At 70.3% G+C, this 17,248-nt stretch carries 16 protein-coding genes and 1 riboswitch; of the genes, 3 read left to right on the top strand and 13 right to left on the bottom strand.

Going from position 1 to position 17,248, the window contains the following annotated elements; translation table 11 throughout:
• Nucleotides 1-3: 3 nt before the first annotated feature.
• The 9 genes from G5B31_RS10435 to G5B31_RS10395 form a co-directional block, all read right to left on the bottom strand.
• Complete coding sequence (locus G5B31_RS10435; RefSeq protein ID WP_165017010.1) at nucleotides 4-1,170, bottom strand: acetate/propionate family kinase; 1,167 nt, start codon at nucleotides 1,168-1,170, stop codon at nucleotides 4-6.
• Nucleotides 1,167-2,573, bottom strand: a complete 1,407-nt coding sequence (locus G5B31_RS10430; RefSeq protein ID WP_165017007.1) for a bifunctional enoyl-CoA hydratase/phosphate acetyltransferase — start codon at nucleotides 2,571-2,573, stop codon at nucleotides 1,167-1,169. The genes G5B31_RS10435 and G5B31_RS10430 overlap by 4 nt, the downstream gene beginning before the upstream one ends.
• 126 nt (nucleotides 2,574-2,699) lie before the next feature.
• Nucleotides 2,700-3,317 (bottom strand): flavin reductase family protein, encoded by a 618-nt coding sequence (locus G5B31_RS10425; protein ID WP_165017003.1) that lies wholly within the window; start codon nucleotides 3,315-3,317, stop codon nucleotides 2,700-2,702.
• A gap of 1 nt (nucleotide 3,318) precedes the next feature.
• Nucleotides 3,319-4,272 carry an ABC transporter ATP-binding protein gene (locus G5B31_RS10420; protein ID WP_165017000.1) on the bottom strand — a complete coding sequence of 318 codons (954 nt, stop codon included), beginning with the start codon at nucleotides 4,270-4,272 and terminating at the stop codon, nucleotides 3,319-3,321.
• Entirely contained in the window at nucleotides 4,272-5,471 is a 1,200-nt protein-coding gene (locus G5B31_RS10415) for an amidohydrolase (protein WP_165016997.1), read from the bottom strand. The genes G5B31_RS10420 and G5B31_RS10415 overlap by 1 nt, the downstream gene beginning before the upstream one ends.
• A 10-nt stretch (nucleotides 5,472-5,481) precedes the next feature.
• Nucleotides 5,482-6,405: an ABC transporter permease gene (locus G5B31_RS10410; RefSeq protein ID WP_165016994.1), complete on the bottom strand. Its 924-nt coding sequence runs from the start codon at nucleotides 6,403-6,405 to the stop codon at nucleotides 5,482-5,484.
• Complete coding sequence (locus G5B31_RS10405) at nucleotides 6,402-7,367, bottom strand: ABC transporter permease (protein WP_165016992.1); 966 nt, start codon at nucleotides 7,365-7,367, stop codon at nucleotides 6,402-6,404. The genes G5B31_RS10410 and G5B31_RS10405 overlap by 4 nt, the downstream gene beginning before the upstream one ends.
• Before the next feature lie 77 nt (nucleotides 7,368-7,444).
• A complete protein-coding gene (locus tag G5B31_RS10400; RefSeq protein WP_165016991.1) occupies nucleotides 7,445-9,016 on the bottom strand; it encodes an ABC transporter substrate-binding protein in 1,572 nt (523 codons plus the stop codon).
• 50 nt (nucleotides 9,017-9,066) lie between these two features.
• Nucleotides 9,067-10,056, bottom strand: a complete 990-nt coding sequence (locus tag G5B31_RS10395; RefSeq protein ID WP_165016989.1) for an ABC transporter ATP-binding protein — start codon at nucleotides 10,054-10,056, stop codon at nucleotides 9,067-9,069.
• Nucleotides 10,057-10,181: 125 nt separating this feature from the next.
• On the opposite strand from G5B31_RS10395, the gene G5B31_RS10390 reads away from it, so the two are divergent.
• Nucleotides 10,182-10,898: a GntR family transcriptional regulator gene (locus tag G5B31_RS10390; RefSeq protein ID WP_165016987.1), complete on the top strand. Its 717-nt coding sequence runs from the start codon at nucleotides 10,182-10,184 to the stop codon at nucleotides 10,896-10,898.
• Here the strand turns inward: G5B31_RS10390 and G5B31_RS10385 are convergent.
• A complete protein-coding gene (locus tag G5B31_RS10385) occupies nucleotides 10,845-11,624 on the bottom strand; it encodes an aspartate/glutamate racemase family protein (RefSeq protein WP_276616143.1) in 780 nt (259 codons plus the stop codon). The two genes, G5B31_RS10390 and G5B31_RS10385, sit on opposite strands and share 54 nt — an antisense overlap.
• Before the next feature lie 465 nt (nucleotides 11,625-12,089).
• Nucleotides 12,090-12,285: riboswitch (cobalamin riboswitch) on the top strand.
• A gap of 112 nt (nucleotides 12,286-12,397) precedes the next feature.
• Here G5B31_RS10385 and G5B31_RS10380 point away from each other — a divergent pair.
• A complete protein-coding gene (locus tag G5B31_RS10380; protein ID WP_165016983.1) occupies nucleotides 12,398-13,630 on the top strand; it encodes an aromatic ring-hydroxylating dioxygenase subunit alpha in 1,233 nt (410 codons plus the stop codon).
• Nucleotides 13,631-14,701, top strand: a complete 1,071-nt coding sequence (locus G5B31_RS10375) for a hybrid-cluster NAD(P)-dependent oxidoreductase (RefSeq protein WP_165016981.1) — start codon at nucleotides 13,631-13,633, stop codon at nucleotides 14,699-14,701.
• A 269-nt stretch (nucleotides 14,702-14,970) separates the two neighbouring features.
• On the opposite strand, the gene G5B31_RS10370 is transcribed toward G5B31_RS10375, so the two are convergent.
• Genes G5B31_RS10370 through G5B31_RS10360 form a run of 3 tightly spaced genes read right to left on the bottom strand, consistent with a single transcriptional unit; the run spans nucleotide 14,971 to nucleotide 17,238 of the window.
• Nucleotides 14,971-15,879, bottom strand: coding sequence for a DUF6925 family protein (locus G5B31_RS10370; protein ID WP_165016978.1), 909 nt, complete (start codon nucleotides 15,877-15,879; stop codon nucleotides 14,971-14,973).
• The gene (locus tag G5B31_RS10365; protein WP_165016975.1) at nucleotides 15,872-16,462 is read right to left on the bottom strand and encodes a hypothetical protein; all 591 of its coding nucleotides are present in this window, start codon (nucleotides 16,460-16,462) and stop codon (nucleotides 15,872-15,874) included. Before G5B31_RS10365 ends, G5B31_RS10370 begins: the two co-directional genes overlap by 8 nt.
• Before the next feature lie 38 nt (nucleotides 16,463-16,500).
• Nucleotides 16,501-17,238 (bottom strand): CbtA family protein, encoded by a 738-nt coding sequence (locus tag G5B31_RS10360; RefSeq protein ID WP_165016972.1) that lies wholly within the window; start codon nucleotides 17,236-17,238, stop codon nucleotides 16,501-16,503.
• Between the last annotated feature and the right edge of the window lie 10 nt (nucleotides 17,239-17,248).

Here is a 17,248-nt window from a genome sequence, read left to right as displayed (position 1 = left end):
AAGCTAGGCCCGCCTGCGCAGGCTCAGCGCCTCTTCGGCGATGATGCGTTCCTCGTCGGTCGGGATGACGAAGGCGGCGACGCGGCTGTCCGGGCGGCTGATGCGGCGCGCGTTCGCCGCATTGGCGGCATCGTCCAGCGCCAGCCCCAGCCAGCCCAGCCGTTCGGCCATCATGGTGCGGATGCGGGGCTGGTTCTCGCCGATGCCGGCGGTGAAGACCAGCGCGTCCAGCCCGCCCAGGGTGGCGGCCAGCCGCGCCGTCTCGCCGGCGATGCGCAGGCAGAAGAGGGCGATGGCCTCGGCCGCCTCCGGCGCGGGGCTTTCCAGCAGGTCGCGGCTGTCGGCGTTCAGGCCCGAGACCCCCAGCAATCCGCTTTCGTGGTAGAGCATCCGCTCCACCCGGTCCAGGCTCCAGCTCATCGGGCCCAGCAGATGCAGCAGCACCCCCGGGTCCAGCGCGCCGCAGCGGGTGGCCATCGGGATGCCGTCCAGCGTGGAGAAGCCCATCGAACTGTCGCGGCTGATGCCGCCTTGCATGGCGCAGAGGCTGGCGCCGCTGCCCAGATGCGCCACCACCACCTTCGCATCCACCGGCAGGTCGGTGTCGCGCAGCGCCCCGGCGATGTAACGGTAGGACAGGCCGTGGAAGCCGTAACGGCGGATGCCCTGGTCGTGCAGCGCCCGCGGCAGCGCGAAGCGGCGGGCCAGCGGGTCCTGGGTGGCGTGGAAGGCGGTGTCGAAGGAGGCGGTCTGCAGCACCTCGGGCCGCAGCGCCCGCATCGCCTCGATCAGCCGCAGGTTCTGCGGCTGGTGCAGCGGGGCCAGCCGGGACAGGCTGGCCATCCGCTGCAAGCTGTCATCGTCGATCACCGCCGGGCCGGAGAACAGGTCGCCGCCATGCACCACGCGGTGGCCGATGGCCGCGATCTCCTGCAGGTCGATGTGCCGGCCCAGCCAGTCCAGCGCGGCGTGCAGGACCGAGGTCATGTCCGCCCCCGCCAGCGGATGCGCCAGCCGGTCCTCGCCCAGGGTCAGCCGCACCTCCAGCGGGTCGTCGCGGAAGTCGATCCCGGCGCGGGCCAGATGCCGCAGCCCGCCGCGCTCGATGGCATAGGCCCCCAGCTTCACCGTGGAGGAGCCGGCGTTGAAGGTCAGGATCGTGCCGCTCATGCCGGCACCCCCGGCACCGCCTTGCGCAGCACGCAGAGCTTGGCCAGCGCGGCCGAGGCGATGCGGGCCGACAGCGGATCGGCCCGGCTGGTCAGCACGATCGGCACCCGCGCACCCAGCACCAGCCCGGCGGCGGTGGCGCCGGCGAAATAGATCAGCTGCTTGGCCAGCATGTTGCCGGCCTCCAGATCCGGGACCAGCAGGATGTCGGCCTGCCCGGCCACGGCCGAGGCGATGCCCTTGGTCCGCGCCGCCTCGGGGCTGATGGCGTTGTCGAAGGCCAGCGGCCCGTCCACCAGCCCGCCGGTGATCTGGCCGCGCGCCGCCATCACCGTCAGCGCGGCGGCGTCCAGCGTGGCGGGCATGGCCGGGTTGACCATCTCGGCCGCCGCCAGCACGGCGACCCGGGGCTGGTCGGCCCCCATCAGCCGCATCAGGTCGATGGCGTTCTGGCAGATGTCGCGCTTGTGCTCCAGCGTCGGCGCGATGTTGATGGCGGCATCGGTGACGATCACCGGCTTGCCGTAGGCGGGCACGTCCATCGCATAGGCATGGCTGATCCGCCGCTCGGTCCGCAGGCCGGACTCGCGCGCCACCACCGCGCCCAGCAGTTCGTCGGTGTGCAGGCTGCCCTTGACCAGCACCGCGACCTTGCGGGCCACGGCCAGTTCCACCGCCCGGGCGGCGGCGGCGTGGCTGTGCTCGGTGCTTTCGATCTCCATCCCCTCCAGCGAGACGCCGGCCTCCTCGGCCACGGCGCGGATCTTCGCCTCGGGGCCGATCAGCAGCGGGTCCAGCAGGCCCTCGTCCCGCACCTCGACCGCGCCGAGGATGGCGGCGCGCGAGCAGGGATGCACGATGGCGGCGCGGATCGGCGGGGCGGCGCGGGCCTCGTCGATGAAGGGGGTGTAGCGGCTGGCGGGCAGCAGCACCGCCTTGGGCGCGGGCGTGGCGGGCAGCGTCATCTCGTTCGCCGGGGCCACCACCGTGGCGGCTCCTTCCAGCACCCGCTCGCCGCGCTGGTTGGTGCAGAAGGTGTCCAGCACCACGATCCGGCCGGGATCGCGCTTTTCCGCCACCCGCACGGTGGCGGTGATGGTGTCGCCCGGCACCACCGGGCAGCGGAAATGGGCGGTCTGGTCCAGGTAGATCGTGCCGGGGCCGGGCAGCCGGGTGCCCAGCACGGCCGAGACCATCGCCGCCGTCCACATCCCATGCGCGGCGATCTGGCCGCAGGCGGTGCCGTCGCCGATGAACAGCGGGTCCAGATGGGCCGGGTTCACGTCGCCCGAGACCGCCGCGAACAGCGAGATGTCGTTGACCCCGACGGTGCGGGTCAGCGAGGCCTCGTCGCCGATCTTCAGCGCCGCGAAAGTGTGGTTTCGGATCGTCTGCCCGGTCATCGTCGGTTCCCGCCGTTGAAAGACATGGCTGCCGGCGCATCGCCCGGCGGCCGCTCCACCCGGGCAGCGATACCACGTTCCCCGACCATGCCGCCAGACAGTTGCCGATGGGGAGTCCTGCCGTGCTTAGGCGGGGTCTTGCCATTCCGGCGCGTCTTCCAGCACGATCTGGCGGTCGCTGGTGACGTAGTTGTCGGCGTGCAGCCGCGCGATCGGCTGGTAGGTGGCGGGGTTCACATAGCGGCCGCGGGCGTCCAGGCAGCGGTCCTGCACGAACATCTGCACCACCCGGCCCAGGACGATGGCGCGGCGGGGGTAGTCGATGATCTGCTCGACCCGGCATTCCATGGCGCAGGGCGCCTCGGCGATGCGGGGGGCGGCGACCTGGCGCGCGGGCACCGCGGTCAGCCCGGCCATGGCGATCTCGTCGGTGCCGGGCGGGTAGTCGCGCCCCGTCACCAGCATCGCCCCGGCCGTCGCCATGTCCACCATATGCACCACGAACTCGCCCGAGCGGCGCAGGTTGGCCACCGTGTCCTTCGGGCTGCCGTCCATGCGCGGCTGGATGCCGAGGATCAGGATCGGCGGCTCGTGCGAGAAGACGTTGAAGAAGCTCATCGGCGCGGCATTTGCATTGCCCGCGGCATCGACGGTGGAGACCAGCGCGATGGGGCGCGGCCCGACGAAGTTGGTCAAGAGGCGGTAGCGGTCGGCGTCGGGCAGGCGGGTGAAGTCGTAGTCCATGTCAGCCCTCTACCGCGTGGCAGGCGATGCGGGTGCCGTTCGTCCGGTCGCGCAGCATGGGGCGCTCGCGCCGGCAGATCTCCATCGCCAGCGGGCAGCGCGGGCTGTAGGTGCAGCCCGGCGGCATGTTCAGCGGGCTGGGAATCTCGAAGGCCACCGGCTCGCGGTCGCGCTGCGGGTTGTCGACGTCCGGCACGGTGGCCATCAGCTGGCGGGTATAGGGATGCGCGGGGGCGCCGAACAGCACCTCCGCCGGCCCCTCCTCGACCATGCGGCCGAGATACATGATGCCCAGCCGGTCGGCCATGAAGCGCACCACGGCCAGGTTGTGGCTGATGAACAGGTAGGTCAGCCCCAGCCGGTCCTGCAGGTCCTTCAGCAGGTTCAGCACCTGCGCCTGCACCGACACGTCAAGGGCCGAGGTCGGCTCGTCCAGCAGCAGCAGGTCCGCCTCGCCGGCCAGCGCCCGGGCGATGGCGATGCGCTGGCGCTGGCCGCCGGAGAATTCATGCGGATATTTCGCCGCATCGCCGGGAGACAGGCCGACGGTCTGCAACAGCTCGGCCACCCGGGCGCGGCGGGCGGCGGCGTCCATGTCCTTCGGCATCGGCTCGGCGATGGAGCGGCCGATGCGCCAGCGGGCGTTCAGGCTGCCGACCGGGTCCTGGAACACCATCTGGATGCGGACCGGGCCGCCGTCGCGGCCGCGCAGCCGCACCTCGCCCTCGGTCGGGCTGTCCAGCCCCGCGACCAGCCGGGTCAGGGTGGACTTGCCGCAGCCCGACTCGCCGACGATGGCGAAGGTGGTGCCTGGATCGACGGCGAAGCTGACATCGTCCACCGCCCGCACGCTGCGCCGGGGCGAGCCGGTCAGCAGCCGCTGGATCGCCGGGGCCGAGACATCGAAGCTGCGCCCCAGCTGCCGGACCGAGACGAGGGGGGCCGCGGCCTCCATCACGGCGCCCCCGGGCCGGTGTAGCGCCCGGCCTCGGCGACGATGCGTCCGGCCTTGACCACAAGCGCGCGGGCGGGGCGGTCCACCAGCACCTGCGCGCGGTTCTCGCCCTCGACCAGCAGCAGGCTGCCCTCGCAGCCGGGGGCCAGGCCGTGGCCCTCCAGTTCCAGCAGGTCGGCCCCGCGCGACCGGCCCATCTCCAGGCAGGCCAGCAGCTCGGCGTCGGTGCGGCTCCAGCTGCGGAAGGCGAAGAGCCAGCAGCGGTCCAGCATGTCGCCGTTGCCGTGCGGGTTCCAGGTGTCGCGGATCGAATCCGAGGCCAGCGCGCAGGGAATGCCCTTGGCCGCCAGGTCGAACATCGGCGGGAAGGCGATCTCGCCCGGCACCGCCGAGATGATGCCGATCCGCAGCTTCGCCAGCCGCTCGATCATCGCCGAGACCTTCTCCGCCGGCCCGTCGCCCAGGCAGAAGGCATGGCTGACGACGACGCGGCCTTCCATTCCCAAAGCCTCGGTCCGGTCGCAGATCAGCCCCATCTCGTAGAGGCCGAGTTCCCCCGGCTCGTGCAGGTGGATGTCGATCTTCGCGCCCTTGCGGTCGGCGATGCCGAAGATGGTGTCCAGATGCCCCTTCGGATCGCCGTCGATGGTGCCGGGGTCGATGCCGCCGACGACCGAGCAGCCCTCGTCCATCGCGGCCTCCATCAGCGCGGCGCAGCCCGGGTCGATCATCATCCCGGTCTGCGGGAAGGCCACCAGTTCCAGCCCCACGGCCTCCTTCATCTTCTCCCAAGCCGCCAGCACGCCCTGCACGTTGTCCAGCTTGTAGAAGGTGGAGATGTCGATGTGGCTGCGGATGTGGGTGGACCCCATGGCCACGCATTGCCGCATCAGCCGCCCGGCGCGGTCCTCGACGCTCCATGGCAGGTTGCGGCGGATCTCCACCTCGTTGTCGATCATGGCGCGCAGGCCGGCAGGCACCTCGATCGGGTGCCAGGGCAGGCCCCAGAGAATCTTGTCCAGATGGACATGCGGCTCGACGAAGGGGGCCATGGCGATGGCGCCCTTGCCGTCGTGCACCGGGGTGTCCGCTGGGGCGGTCAGGCCGGGGCCTACCTCGGCGATGCGGCCTCCGGTGATCAGGATGTCGGCGGGGGCGCCGTCTTCGGGGCGGACATTGGTGATCAGCAGGTCGGACATGATTGCACTTTCATTTCAGGCGCGGGTTCAGGGCATCCCGAAGCCAGTCGCCGAAGATGTTGACGGAGAGGACCAGAAGAACCAGCGCAAGGCCGGGGAACATGGAAATCCACCACTCGCCGGACAAGAGCAGGTCGTTGCCGACCCGGATCAGCGCGCCGAGCGAGGGCTGGGTCGGCGGCATCCCCAGGCCGAGGAAGGACAGGATCGCCTCGGTCAGGATGGCGACGCCGAGGCCGAGCGTGGCAAGGATGATCACCGGGCCCAGGGTGTTGGGCAGCACATGGGCGAACAGGATCTTCAGCCCCGGCACCCGCGACAGCCGGGCGGCGGCGGCGTAATCCTTGTTCTTCTCGATCATCGTGGCGGCGCGGACGGTGCGGGCGAACTGCACCCAGTCGGCGATGCCGATGGCGAAGATCACCACGTAGAACCGCGTCATCTCGCGCAGGTCGGGCGGCATCACCGCCTTGGCCACGCCGTCGATGAAGAAGGCGATCATGATGGTGGGGAAGGACAACTGCACATCGCCGAGCCGCATGATCGCGGCATCGACCCAGCCGCCGCACCAGCCGGCGACCAGCCCCAGCGTCACCCCGATCACCACCGACAGCAGCACGGCGGCGACGCCGACGGCGATGGAGATACGCATCCCGTAGAAGATGGTCGACAGCACGTCGCGGCCCTGCTCGTCGGTGCCGAGGGGGTAGGTCAGCATCCCGCCGTCGACCCAGGCGGGCGGCAGGCGCGAATCCATCAGGTTCAGCGTGCCCGGGTCGAAGGGGGTATGCGGCGCGATCAGCGGCGCGGCGACCGCGCAGACCACCATGACCAAGAGCAGCGTGGCGGCGACCATGGCGGGCGGCGACTGGCGGAAGCGCCAAGCCAGGTCGCTGTCCATCGCGGCGCGGAGAGAGGCGAGGGTTCGGCTCATTTGCGGCGCATCCTCGGGTCGATGAAGAGATAGATCATGTCCACCGTCAGGTTGATCATGGCGAAGCCGAAGCCGACCAGCGCCAGATAGGCCGCCATTACCGGGAAGTCGGCATATTCGATGGCCTGCAGGATCAGGAGGCCCAGGCCCGGCCACTGGAACACGGCCTCGCAGACGATGGCGAAGGCGATCAGCGCGCCGATCTGCAGGCCCACCACCGTCACCACCGGCAACAGCGAGTTGCGCAGGGCATGGCGCAGGTTGACGGCGCGGTCGGGCAGGCCGCGGGCGCGGGCGAACTTGATGAAATCGGCGCGCAGCACCTCCTGCATCTCGCCCTGCACCAGCCGCATGATCATCGAGATCTGGAACACCGCCAGCGTCAGCACCGGCATGATCAGCGCCTTGCGCCCGCTGTCGGTCAGAAGGCCGGTGGACCACCAGCCGATCTCGACCACCTCGCCGCGGCCGAAGGCCGACAGCCAGCGCAGCTCGACCGAGAAGACCAGGATCAACAGCATCCCCAGCAGGAACTGCGGGATCGAGATGCCGATCAGCGAGACCATCTGCAACACCCGCGACAGCACCCCCCGGGGGCGCAGGGCGCAATAGACGCCCATGGGAACGCCGACGGCCAGCGCAAGGACGGTGGCGCAAAGCACCAGCTCCACCGTGGCGGGCATCCGCGACAGGATCAGGTCCATCACCGGCTGGCGGTTGCGGTAGGAGATGCCGAAATCGCCCACCACGGCGCGTTCGAGGAAATGCCAGAACTGCACCCAGGTCGGCTGGTCCAGCCCCAGGGCGCGGCGCAGGGCCTCGCGCTCCTCCAGCGTCGCGTTGACGCCGAGGATGTTGTTCACCGGGTCGCCCAGGAAGTTGAAGATCAGGAACGACAGGGCGGCCACGACCAGCATCACCAGAAGGACGCTGCCCAGACGGCGGAGGACGATGGCGATCATCGGCTGGCTTTCGGCTGGAGAAGAGGTTGCACGCGCCGGCCCTCCGGGAGCGGGAGGCCCGGCGCGCGCGGCCCGCCTCAGTTCATGGTGTAATACCAGAAGCGGGTGTATTCATCGCCCGGGACGATGGCGGTCACCTTGTCGGTCATGCCCCAGGTGAGGAATTGCTGGTGCAGCATGATCTTGCCCACCTCGTCGCGCTGCGTCTTCAGCACTTCCGAGATCATCTCCTGCCGCTTCGCCGGATCGTATTCCTCGCCGATCTGGATGATCAGCTCGTCCACCCGGGCGTTGGAATAGCCCTTCGGGTTCCAGGCCCCCAGCTCGCCCGAGGGCGTGTGGACGGTGGCGTTGAACACGTTGTAGGGGTCGATCGTCGGCAGGCCGGCCCAGCCGAGCATGTAGAAGGAATACTGGCCCGCCGGCAGCTCGGTGTCATACTGGACGGGCGGATGCATCGACAGCTGCACGGTGATGCCGATCCGCGCCAGCATCCCCACCGCCGCCTGGCAGATCTGCTCGTCGTTGATGAAGGACCCGGCCGGGCAGTCCAGCGTCAGGGTGAAGCCGTCGGGATAGCCGGCCTCGGCCAGCAGCGCCTTGGCGCCTTCGGGATCGAAGGGGATCGGCTCTTCCAGCGCGGGGTCGTAGAACGGCATCTGCGGCGCCAGCTGGGTCGCCACCGGGCTGGAGTTGCCGCGCATGATCGACCGCTTGATCCCCTCGACATCCATCGCCATGGCGATGGCCTTGCGGACGCGGACATCCTTCAGCGGATTGCCCTCGACCCCGCTGCCGGGCAGGCTGTCGCTCTGCTGGTCCATGCCGAAGAAGATCGTGCGCAGGTGCGGGCCGCGCATCACCTTCATCCCCGGCGTCGCCTCGATCCGGTCGATGTCCTGCGGCGGGGCGTTGCGGATGAAGTCCACCTCGCCCGACAGAAGCGCCGCCACCCGGGTGGCGTTGTTGCTGATCGGCGTATAGACGATCTCGTCCAGGTTGTGCTTCTTCTCGTCCCACCAGTCGGCGTTGGCGGCCAGCACCGTCTTCACGTCGGGCTGGCGCTCGACCAGCTTGAACGGGCCGGTGCCGTTGGCCATGGTCTGCATCGCCCCGCCGGCGTTGGAGCTGAGGTCCAGCGGCGTGGTGGAACCGATCTCCTCCTGGAACTCCTTGTCCATGATATACCAGCCGGCGAAGTCGTTCAGCACCAGCGCGTATTTGCGCTTCAGCTTGAAGTCGACGGTATGGTCGTCGACCTTCACCACCTCGGCGATGGGTTCCAGCAGGCCGGCGAAGGGCGACCCGGCATCCCCGGCGCGGTGGTAGGAGAAGATCACGTCGTCGGCGGTGAAGGGGTTGCCGTTGTGGAAGGTCACGTCCTTGCGCAGGTGGAAGCGCCATTCGGTGTCCGAGATCGCCTCCCAGCTTTCGGCCAGCGCCGGCTCGATCTCCAGGTCGGCGTTCCAGCGCACCAGCCCTTCGTAGACGTTGCACAGGAGGCTGAGCGCGAAGTCGTCGCGGGCGGCGTGCGGGTCCATCGAATTGATGTCCTGCCCTTCGGCGAAGCGCAGGGTATTGGCGTCGGCCGCGGCGGCGAAGGCGGCCAGCCCGGCCGCCAGGATCAGGGGTTTGACGTGAAGGCGCATGGTGGTTTCTCCGTGTTGGGGTCGTTTCTTGGTTTCTTCAGGCTTGGTCTTCAGATGGCAGGCGCGGCGGCGGTGCCGCCGGAAAACAGGTGGCAGGCGACCCGCACCGCATCGGTGGCGACGGGCCGGGGCGTTTCGAGCGCGCAGCGCGGGCCGGCCTTCGGGCAGCGCGGATGGAAGCTGCAGCCGCCGGGCCATTGCCCGGGCCGCGGCATCGCGCCGGCGATCTGCGGCAGCCGCTCCTCGCGCCGCGACAGCGAGGGGATCAGGCTCATCAGCCCGGTGGTATAGGGGTGGCGGGCGGCGTGCAGCACCTCGGCCACCGGCCCGATCTCGACCAGCCGGCCGGCATAGATCACCGCCACCCGGTCGGCGATCTCGGCGATCACGCCCATGTCGTGCGTCACCAGCATGATCGCGGTGCCGTGGTCGCGCGCCAGCCGCCGCAGCAGCGCCAGGATCTGCGCCTGCACCGAGACGTCCAGCGCGGTGGTCGGCTCGTCGGCCACGATCACCTCGGGCTCGGCGGCGATGGCCAGCGCGATGACGATGCGCTGCCGCATCCCGCCCGAGAACTGGTGCGGATACTGGCCGAAGCGGCTGGCGGGATCGGCGATGCCGACCTCGGCCAGCAGGTCCAGCGCCCGCTGCTTCGCCGCCGCCGCGGTCATCGGCAGATGGGCGCGGATCGTCTCGACCAGCTGGTCGCCGATGGTCATCAGCGGGTCCAGGCTGGTCAGCGGGTCCTGGAAGATGGCGCCGATCCGCTTGCCGCGCAGCCGGCGCTGCGCCTCGCGCGGGAGATCGTCGATGCGGGCCCCGTCCAGGTGGATCGACCCGGCGGAGATGCGCCCCGGCGCCTGCAACAGGCCGATCAGCGCATTGCCGGTCAGCGACTTGCCCGCGCCGGATTCGCCGACGATCCCCAGCACCTCGCCCCGCGCCATGGCGAAGCTGACGCCCTCGATGGCCGGGACCGGCCCTCGCCGCGTGTCGAAGACGATGCCCAGGTCGCGGACCTCCAGCGCGGGTGCGGTCATGGTGCTGCCCTCCGCTCCTGTCGCGGCAATCTGCCTCTTGACGGCGGGCGCGCAAGATTGTTGAACAACATTGTATACATATTGCGGCCGCCGCTGCGGCGGGCCGGGAACGGGCGGGACCGGACGTGAATTTTGCAAGTGAAGCCAGCCGCAGACCCGGCCGCGGACAGCGGACCGACGAACGGATCCACGGCGCGATCTATGCCGCCATCATCAACCACCAGCTGCGCCCCGCCACGCCCTTGCAGGAGGATGCGCTGGCCGGCGCCTTCGGGGTCAGCCGCACCATCATCCGCAAGGTCCTGCAGCGGCTGGCGCACGAGAAGCTGGTGGTGATCACCCCCAACAAGGGCGCCCGCGTCGCCCGCCCGACCACCGAGGAGGGTCGGCAGGTCTTCGAGGCGCGCCACATCATCGAAAGCGAGCTGGTCCGCAAGGTCGCCCGCAAGCGCGACGACCGCGGGCTGGACCGGCTGCGCGGCATCGTCGCCGAGGAACGCAAGGCCCAGCTGGCCGACGACAAGCGCCGCCGGGTCCAGCTGTCCGGCGATTTCCACCAGGCGCTGGCCGAACTGGCCGACAATGCGGTGCTGGCCGACGTGGTGCAGGAGCTGGTCTCGCGCACCTCGCTGATCATCGCGCTTTACGAGGTGCCGGGCGCGGTGCCCTGTTCCTGCGACGAGCACAGCGAGATCATCGACGCGCTGGCCGCGGGGGACGAGGCGGCGGCGATCGAGCGGATGGACCATCATCTCAGGCATATCGAGTCCCAGGTGGATCTGTCGCAGTCAACGGGCGGCGTGGATTTCAGGTCGCTGTTCGCCCAGGCCCTCCCGGACTGACGGCGCATAGGCGGCCAGGCTGCCCGAGTAGGCCTTCGGCAGCGGATAGGCCAGATCGCCGTGCTTCGAGGTGCGCAATCCGCCGCCGACCAGCGCCTCGGCGATCTTCACCGCCGCGGTCACCCCGTCGATCACCGGCACCGGCAGGCGGGCGCGCAGGTAGTCGACCAGCCCGGCCATGCCGGCGCAGCCCAGGACGATGGCGCCGCAGCGGTCCTGGTCCAGCGCGCGCAGGCATTCGGCGAAGACGATCTCGTTCACCCGGTCGCCGGGCTCCTCCAGCTCCAGCACCGGCAGGTCGGTGGCGCGCACCCGGCGGCAGGCGGCCTGCATCCCGTAGTTGCGCACCAGTGCCTCCGAGATGATCCGGGTCCGGTCCAGCGTGGTCACCACCGAGAAGGAGGTGGCAAGGAAGGTTGCGGTGTGCATCGCCGCCTCGGCGATGCCGAGGACCGGCGCCTCGGTCAGTTCCCGCGCGGCCAGCAGGCCGGGGTCGCCGAAGCAGGCGATGACATAGGCGTCGGCATCGGGATCGGCGCGCATCTGGTCGATCAGCCCGATGACGCTGATCGCCTCGTCGTAATGCCCCTCGATCGAGGCGGGGCCGGAGGCCGCGGTCACCGCGTCGATCCGGGTGCCGGGCGAGGCCACCTCGCGGGCGGCGCGGGCCATGGCCTCGGTCATGGCGGAAGAGGTGTTCGGATTGATCAGCTTGATGCGCATCATGTCCCTGCGGGGCGACTCCGGCCGCCTTCATTGTATACAATCAGCCTTGCAGCCCCGAGGCGGTCTGTCAACGCCGTTGTTGGGGGCGGTCTGTCTTCGATCTGAGGGTCCCGGCTTGGGGCGAGACGCCGGAAAGCCGGAGGAAACCCGATATTTCCGCAGATTTTTCCATACGGAATAGCCGTTTCGCCGTTTTTCCCCTGCGGCGGCGGAGTATCTGCGAGAGGTCGCGGCAGCCGGAAAAAACGTCAAGGATGGATAAGTATTGGATACATTGTTGTATGCCAACCCTCACGCCGGGCGATGGTGCACGACACCTTCTCCTCCGAAGGTGCCCTCAGGCGGATTCGCCTGACGCCAGCTTCCGCTATTGCGCGCTGCCGCCCTTCGCCTGTCCGCAACCCCGCCCTGTCGGAATCCATGCCGTTCAGGTCGTGCCTGCGATATGCCGCCGCAGGCGGAGGCGTATCGTCCGTTCCGCAAGGTGCCGCTACCTGTAGCGGAGAATTGGGAAGCCGGTGAAAGACCGGCGCTGCCCCCGCAACGGTGACGGGAGAGCGCGGCGAAGGCCACTGGGGGGAAACCCCCGGGAAGGCGCCGCGCAAGGACCGCAGGGTCCGCTCCCCCAGCCCGGAAACCAGCCTTGCAAGACGTCAACCGCGGCGGGCGGCGGGACGATGGCGCGCCGCCGCAGGCCCGCCCTCGGCCCTGCATCTCCCCGCATTCCAGCAACCGGACCCATGCGGGGATGCATGGGCCAAGCGAGGCCGACCATGCTGAGCCATTCCGAGATTTCCGCGCAGATCGCGCACCGCCGCCCCTGGCATTCGCTGACCCGCGACCTTTACTGCGACCCGGGCGTGTTCCAGGCCGATCTGGAGGCGATCTGGTATCGCGACTGGATCTTCGCCGTCCCGGCGGCGGAGCTGCCGAAGACCGGCGCCTATGCTGCCCTGCAACTGGGCGCCTATCCGCTGGTGGTGGTGCGCGGGGCGGACGGCGCGATCCGCGCCTTCCACAACGTCTGCCGCCACCGCGGCCAGCGCCTCTGCCCGAAACCCTCGGGCACCACGGCCAGGCTGGTCTGCCCCTATCACCAATGGACCTACGACCTGGACGGCAGGCTGGTCTGGGCGCGCGAGATGGGGCCGGAGTTCAGGCCCGCCGACCACGGGCTGAAGCCGGTGCATTGCGCGGTGGCCGCCGGGATGGTCTTCGTCTGCGTCGCCGAAACCGCGCCCGATTTCTCGGCCGTCAAGGCCGCCGCCGACCGCTATGCCGCGCCGCATTCCCTGACCGAGCTGAAGGTCGCCCACCAGTCCCGCATCGTCGAGAACGGCAACTGGAAGCTGGTGATGGAGAACAACCGCGAGTGCTATCACTGTGCCGGCACCCATCCGGCGCTGTGCCGCACCTTCAACGACGACCCCAACCTGGTCGGCGGCGACGACAGCCTGTCCTCGCCCGTGGGCAAGGCCCACGTGGAACGCTGCGAGGCCGCCGGCCTGCCCTCGCGCTACCTGATCGCGCCGGACGAGCAATGGCGGCTGGTGCGGATTCCCTTCGTCGGCGATGCGGTCAGCTACACCATGGACGGCAAGGCCGCCGCGCCGCGCCTGCCGGGGATGCCCTTCGACAATGCGGGCAGCCTGCTGTTCTTCCACTACCCCAACACCTGGAACCATTTCCTGTCCGATACGGTGCTGAACTTCCGCATGTTGCCGATCAGCCCGACCGAGACCGAGGTCGTCACCACCTGGCTGGTCCGCAAGGATGCGGTGGAGGGCCGCGACTACGACCTGACCCGGCTGACCGAGGTCTGGATCGCCACCAACGACGAAGACCGCCGGGTGGTGGAGGAGAACCAGAAGGGCATCCTCTCGCCCGCCTACGAGCCCGGGCCTTACTCTCCGGCGCAGGAAAGCGGCGTGGCGCAGTTCATCGACTGGTATTGCGCCGCGATGACCCGCCGGCTGGCGCCCGTCCCGGCGATGGCGGCGGAATAGATGGCCCGCCTGAACTGGGCGGCCGAGCCCTGGACCGACGCCGAGCCGCTGGAATGCGCCATGGTGGTGCCCGACGTGGCCGACACCGCCACCTTCACCTTCCGCGCCCCCTCGGGGGCGTGGTTCGACTACCAGCCGGGGCAGTTCGTCACCCTGGACCTGCCGGTCCCCGGGGGGAACGTGCAGCGGACCTATACGATTTCCTCGTCCCCTTCCCGACCGCTGTCGATCTCGGTCACAGTAAAGGCGCAGCGGGATTCGGTCGGCACCCGCTGGATGCTGGACCATCTGCGCCCGGGGATGCGACTGAAGGCCTATGGGCCTTCGGGCATCTTCAGCTTCCACCGCCATCCGGCGCGGAAATACCTGTTCATCTCAGCCGGCTCCGGCATCACCCCGATGATGTCGATGACCACCTGGGCCTGGGATTCCGGCGAGATGCCGGACATCACCTTCGTCCATGCCGCCCGCCGCCCCTCGGACATCATCTTCCGCGAAAGGCTGGAGCAGTTTGCCAACCGCGTGCCCGGGTTGCAACTGCGTTTCACGGTCGAGGAGCCGGACCCGTTCCGCGCCTGGCCCGGCTATCTCGGCCGGCTGAACCAGATCATGCTGGGGCTGATGGCGCCCGACTACCTGGAGCGCGAGGTGTTCTGCTGCGGGCCCGAGCCCTTCATGCAGGGCGTGCGCGACATGCTGAACGCGCTCGGCTACGACATGGCGCGCTACCACCAGGAAAGCTTCGGCGCGCCGGTGAAGACCGAGGCCGAGGCGCCGGTGCTGGCCGATGTGACCCCGGCCGAGGGGGCGGCGGCGGAGATCGCCTTCACCCTGTCGGGCCGGACCGTGCCCTGCGGCGAGACCGACACCGTGCTGGCGGTGGCGAAGCGGGCAGGGCTGAACATCCCCTCCGGCTGCACCTTCGGCCTCTGCGGCACCTGCAGGGTGCGCAAGACCGAGGGCGAGGTCCACATGGTCCACAACGGCGGCATCTCCGAGGAAGACGTGGCCGAGGGCTGGATCCTGGCCTGCTGCTCGCACCCGATGGGCAAGGTGGCGGTGGAGGTGTAGGGGGCGGATTCAGGCACTTCTTGCCGGGCTTCCTTGGCGAAGGCGCGTGCCTTCGCCAAAGCGCAACGGTTCCCCTTGTCCCGGCCGGGCCTCAAAGGCCCGGCCAGCGCCCGCCCCGCCCTCGGCGGGCGCTTCTCGCCCGCCGGGTCGGGCGCTGGCCTCTCCGGGTCTCGTGCCGCCATCGTATCCGGGTGCACCGTTGCGCACGGGCGGGGGCGAGGCAGTGCCTCGCCTTGTCCCGCCCGAACAGGCGCGAGGTTCCGGCACTCCTACCGCCCGGGCCCCTCTTCCAGCGCGCGCAGCAGCGGGCGGTCGAAGCGGTCCAGCCACTCCCGCGGCGGCGGCCCTTGCAGGTGCAGGTGCTGGCGCAGCGCCACCCGCACCACCGTAGCGCCGTGGCGGTCGGTCTCGGGCGGGGCGAAGCGGCCCTCGGCCAGTTGCGCCATCACCTCCTGCTTCAGCGCCCAGAGGTCGGGGCGGCCGTGGCGGGACAGGATCGCCTGGAACCGGGCATGGCGGGCGGGATCGAAGGCCATCGGCTCTCCCGGCCGGTGCCGCGCCGGATGCGGCGGGAAGACATGCGCCAGCGGGATCAGCCCGGGCGGCACCGGCGTGGTCTCGGCATGGCTGCGGCCGGTCTCCAGCGCCTGCGGGACGGAATGCAGCACGGCGCCTGCCCGTTCCACCCGCAGCACCGGCGTGTCGACGATCCACTCTCCCGGCAGCGGGGCAAGGATCGCCGCCGCCTCGCTCCAGGCCAGCCCCGCGGCGGCGAAGGCGTCCTCCGAGGCGGGCCGGAACAGCGCCCGCACCGGCCCCTGGCCGAGGCCGAGGTCCAGCACCGGGTGGCCGCGGTCGGCGGGGATTATCGGATCATCGTCCGATACGCGGGTGATGCGGCCCGAGGGCTTGCCGGGCGTTCCCGGCAGGCAGAGCGCGATGCCGTGGTTCCAGCCGCGCGGATCGCTGCTCAGCGTCTCGAAGGCCAGCAGCTGCGCGCCGGGGCGCAGCCGGGCGCGGCTGCCGCCTGCCGCAAGGATCAGGCCCGAGGGCGTCTGCTCCGGGGTGCCGCAGCCCTCCAGCGCCATGAAGGCCGACAGGGTGCCGACGCTCCACAGATGCCCCTCGGCGCCGAACATCGACGCCAGCAGCGCCCCGGTTTCCAGCGGCTCATCCACGGCGCGGCATCCGCAGCGCGGCCAGCCCTGCCGCCGCCAGCGCCGCCACCGCCAGCAGGGCGGCAACGCTCGGCCAATGGCGGGGAAGGGCGGACCAGTCCGGGCGGATCAGGGTGGCGGTGTCGAAGGCGGTGCCGCTGTATTGGCACAGCGCCAGCGCCGAGCCTTCCGCCATCATGTCCACCTCCACCCGGCGCACCAGCCCGGCGACCTCCGGGTCGCCCGGCCGCAATTCTTCCAGCCGCAGCAGCGTGTCGCGCGTCGCCGCCAGCGCGGCATGGGCGCAGAGGTTGAAGGGGCTGGCCTCGTCCCTGATGGTGCCGGGCATCAGCCCCCAGAGGCACCAGGCATGTTGCAGCGCGGCATAGTTGGTCAGCCGCCGCAGCCCGTCGTCCGGCGGGTAGTGCCGCGCGGCAAGGGCAAGGATTTCGCCGCGGTGGCGGGCGATCACCGCCATCTGGCCATGGCTCAGGCTGGCGATGGCAATGCCGTCGCCGGGCGCGACGACCTTACCGGAATGGGCCGGGGCCGGTGCGGGCGCCAGCGCCAGCAGGCCGGCGAGGAGGAAGGCGGGGAACCGCATCGGTCATGGCCGCCTGCATTGGGCGGGCGGCCGCAGGCTCAGGCCGCCGCGGGCCGCAGCCGGGGCGAGGCGGCGATCAGCCGCTCGGCCAGCGCGCCGAAGATCAGCCCGATCCCGGCCCAGAGGACGGCGTGGATGGCCAGCGAGACCATGCGGAAGCGGTAGAGCGAATCCGCCGAGAAATCCGCCGGCACCTCTTTCACCGAAGGCAGCGCCAGCAGCACCACGACCACCGCCGCCAGCCAGGCCAGCCCGGCGGTGATCCCGGCCCGCCAGGCGCCCTGCGCCCACAGCCGCCGCGCCAGCAGCACCGCCAGCACCATCAGCGCGATCGACACCACCAGCAGCCCGAAGAACAGCGAGGTGCGCGCCCCGATGGTCTCGCCGCTGCCCACCGCGGGCGGGTTCGGCGCGTATTTCACCTGCGGCACGATCACCACCGCGACATAGGCCGCCACCGCCAGCAGCGCCGAGGTGCCCCGGGCGCCCAAAGTGGTGGCGCGGCCGTAGGCATAGGCGAAGACCAGCGCGAAGATGCCGCCTGCCGCCGCGCCGAAGGCCAGGATGCCGGTGGCCAGGCCGATGGTCGACTGCACCTCGCGGCTGACGATCTCGGGTTCTGCCGAAGGGTCCTCGCCGGCGGCGATGGCCTTCTGTTCCTCCAGCCCGATGGCATAGTTCACCTCGGGTTCGCCGAGGGTATAGGCGACGGCAAAGGCCAGCACACCCGCGATCAGCCCGGCGATCATGCCGCGCAGAAGAAGATTTCCCATCATCTCGGCCTCC

Source organism: Rhodobacter sp. SGA-6-6, assembly GCF_011043545.1.
In the GTDB taxonomy this organism is placed as follows: Bacteria; Pseudomonadota; Alphaproteobacteria; order Rhodobacterales; family Rhodobacteraceae; genus Pseudogemmobacter.
The sequence above is the reverse complement of the archived record's forward strand: the minus strand, read 5'-3'. Positions and strand labels throughout refer to the sequence as shown.

Excerpts from the sequence above, each read along its gene's own strand:
- G5B31_RS10430 (WP_165017007.1), bottom strand. The coding sequence starts at position 2,573 with ATGACCGGGCAGACGATCCGAAACCACACTTTCGCGGCGCTGAAGATC.
- G5B31_RS10375 (WP_165016981.1), top strand. The coding sequence starts at position 13,631 with ATGGCCCGCCTGAACTGGGCGGCCGAGCCCTGGACCGACGCCGAGCCG.
- G5B31_RS10420 (WP_165017000.1), bottom strand. The coding sequence starts at position 4,272 with ATGGAGGCCGCGGCCCCCCTCGTCTCGGTCCGGCAGCTGGGGCGCAGC.
- G5B31_RS10365 (WP_165016975.1), bottom strand. The coding sequence starts at position 16,462 with ATGCGGTTCCCCGCCTTCCTCCTCGCCGGCCTGCTGGCGCTGGCGCCC.
- G5B31_RS10360 (WP_165016972.1), bottom strand. The coding sequence starts at position 17,238 with ATGATGGGAAATCTTCTTCTGCGCGGCATGATCGCCGGGCTGATCGCG.
- G5B31_RS10435 (WP_165017010.1), bottom strand. The coding sequence starts at position 1,170 with ATGAGCGGCACGATCCTGACCTTCAACGCCGGCTCCTCCACGGTGAAG.
- G5B31_RS10395 (WP_165016989.1), bottom strand. The coding sequence starts at position 10,056 with ATGACCGCACCCGCGCTGGAGGTCCGCGACCTGGGCATCGTCTTCGAC.
- G5B31_RS10425 (WP_165017003.1), bottom strand. The coding sequence starts at position 3,317 with ATGGACTACGACTTCACCCGCCTGCCCGACGCCGACCGCTACCGCCTC.
- G5B31_RS10380 (WP_165016983.1), top strand. The coding sequence starts at position 12,398 with ATGCTGAGCCATTCCGAGATTTCCGCGCAGATCGCGCACCGCCGCCCC.
- G5B31_RS10405 (WP_165016992.1), bottom strand. The coding sequence starts at position 7,367 with ATGATCGCCATCGTCCTCCGCCGTCTGGGCAGCGTCCTTCTGGTGATG.
- G5B31_RS10385 (WP_276616143.1), bottom strand. The coding sequence starts at position 11,624 with ATGATGCGCATCAAGCTGATCAATCCGAACACCTCTTCCGCCATGACC.
- G5B31_RS10400 (WP_165016991.1), bottom strand. The coding sequence starts at position 9,016 with ATGCGCCTTCACGTCAAACCCCTGATCCTGGCGGCCGGGCTGGCCGCC.
- G5B31_RS10415 (WP_165016997.1), bottom strand. The coding sequence starts at position 5,471 with ATGTCCGACCTGCTGATCACCAATGTCCGCCCCGAAGACGGCGCCCCC.
- G5B31_RS10410 (WP_165016994.1), bottom strand. The coding sequence starts at position 6,405 with ATGAGCCGAACCCTCGCCTCTCTCCGCGCCGCGATGGACAGCGACCTG.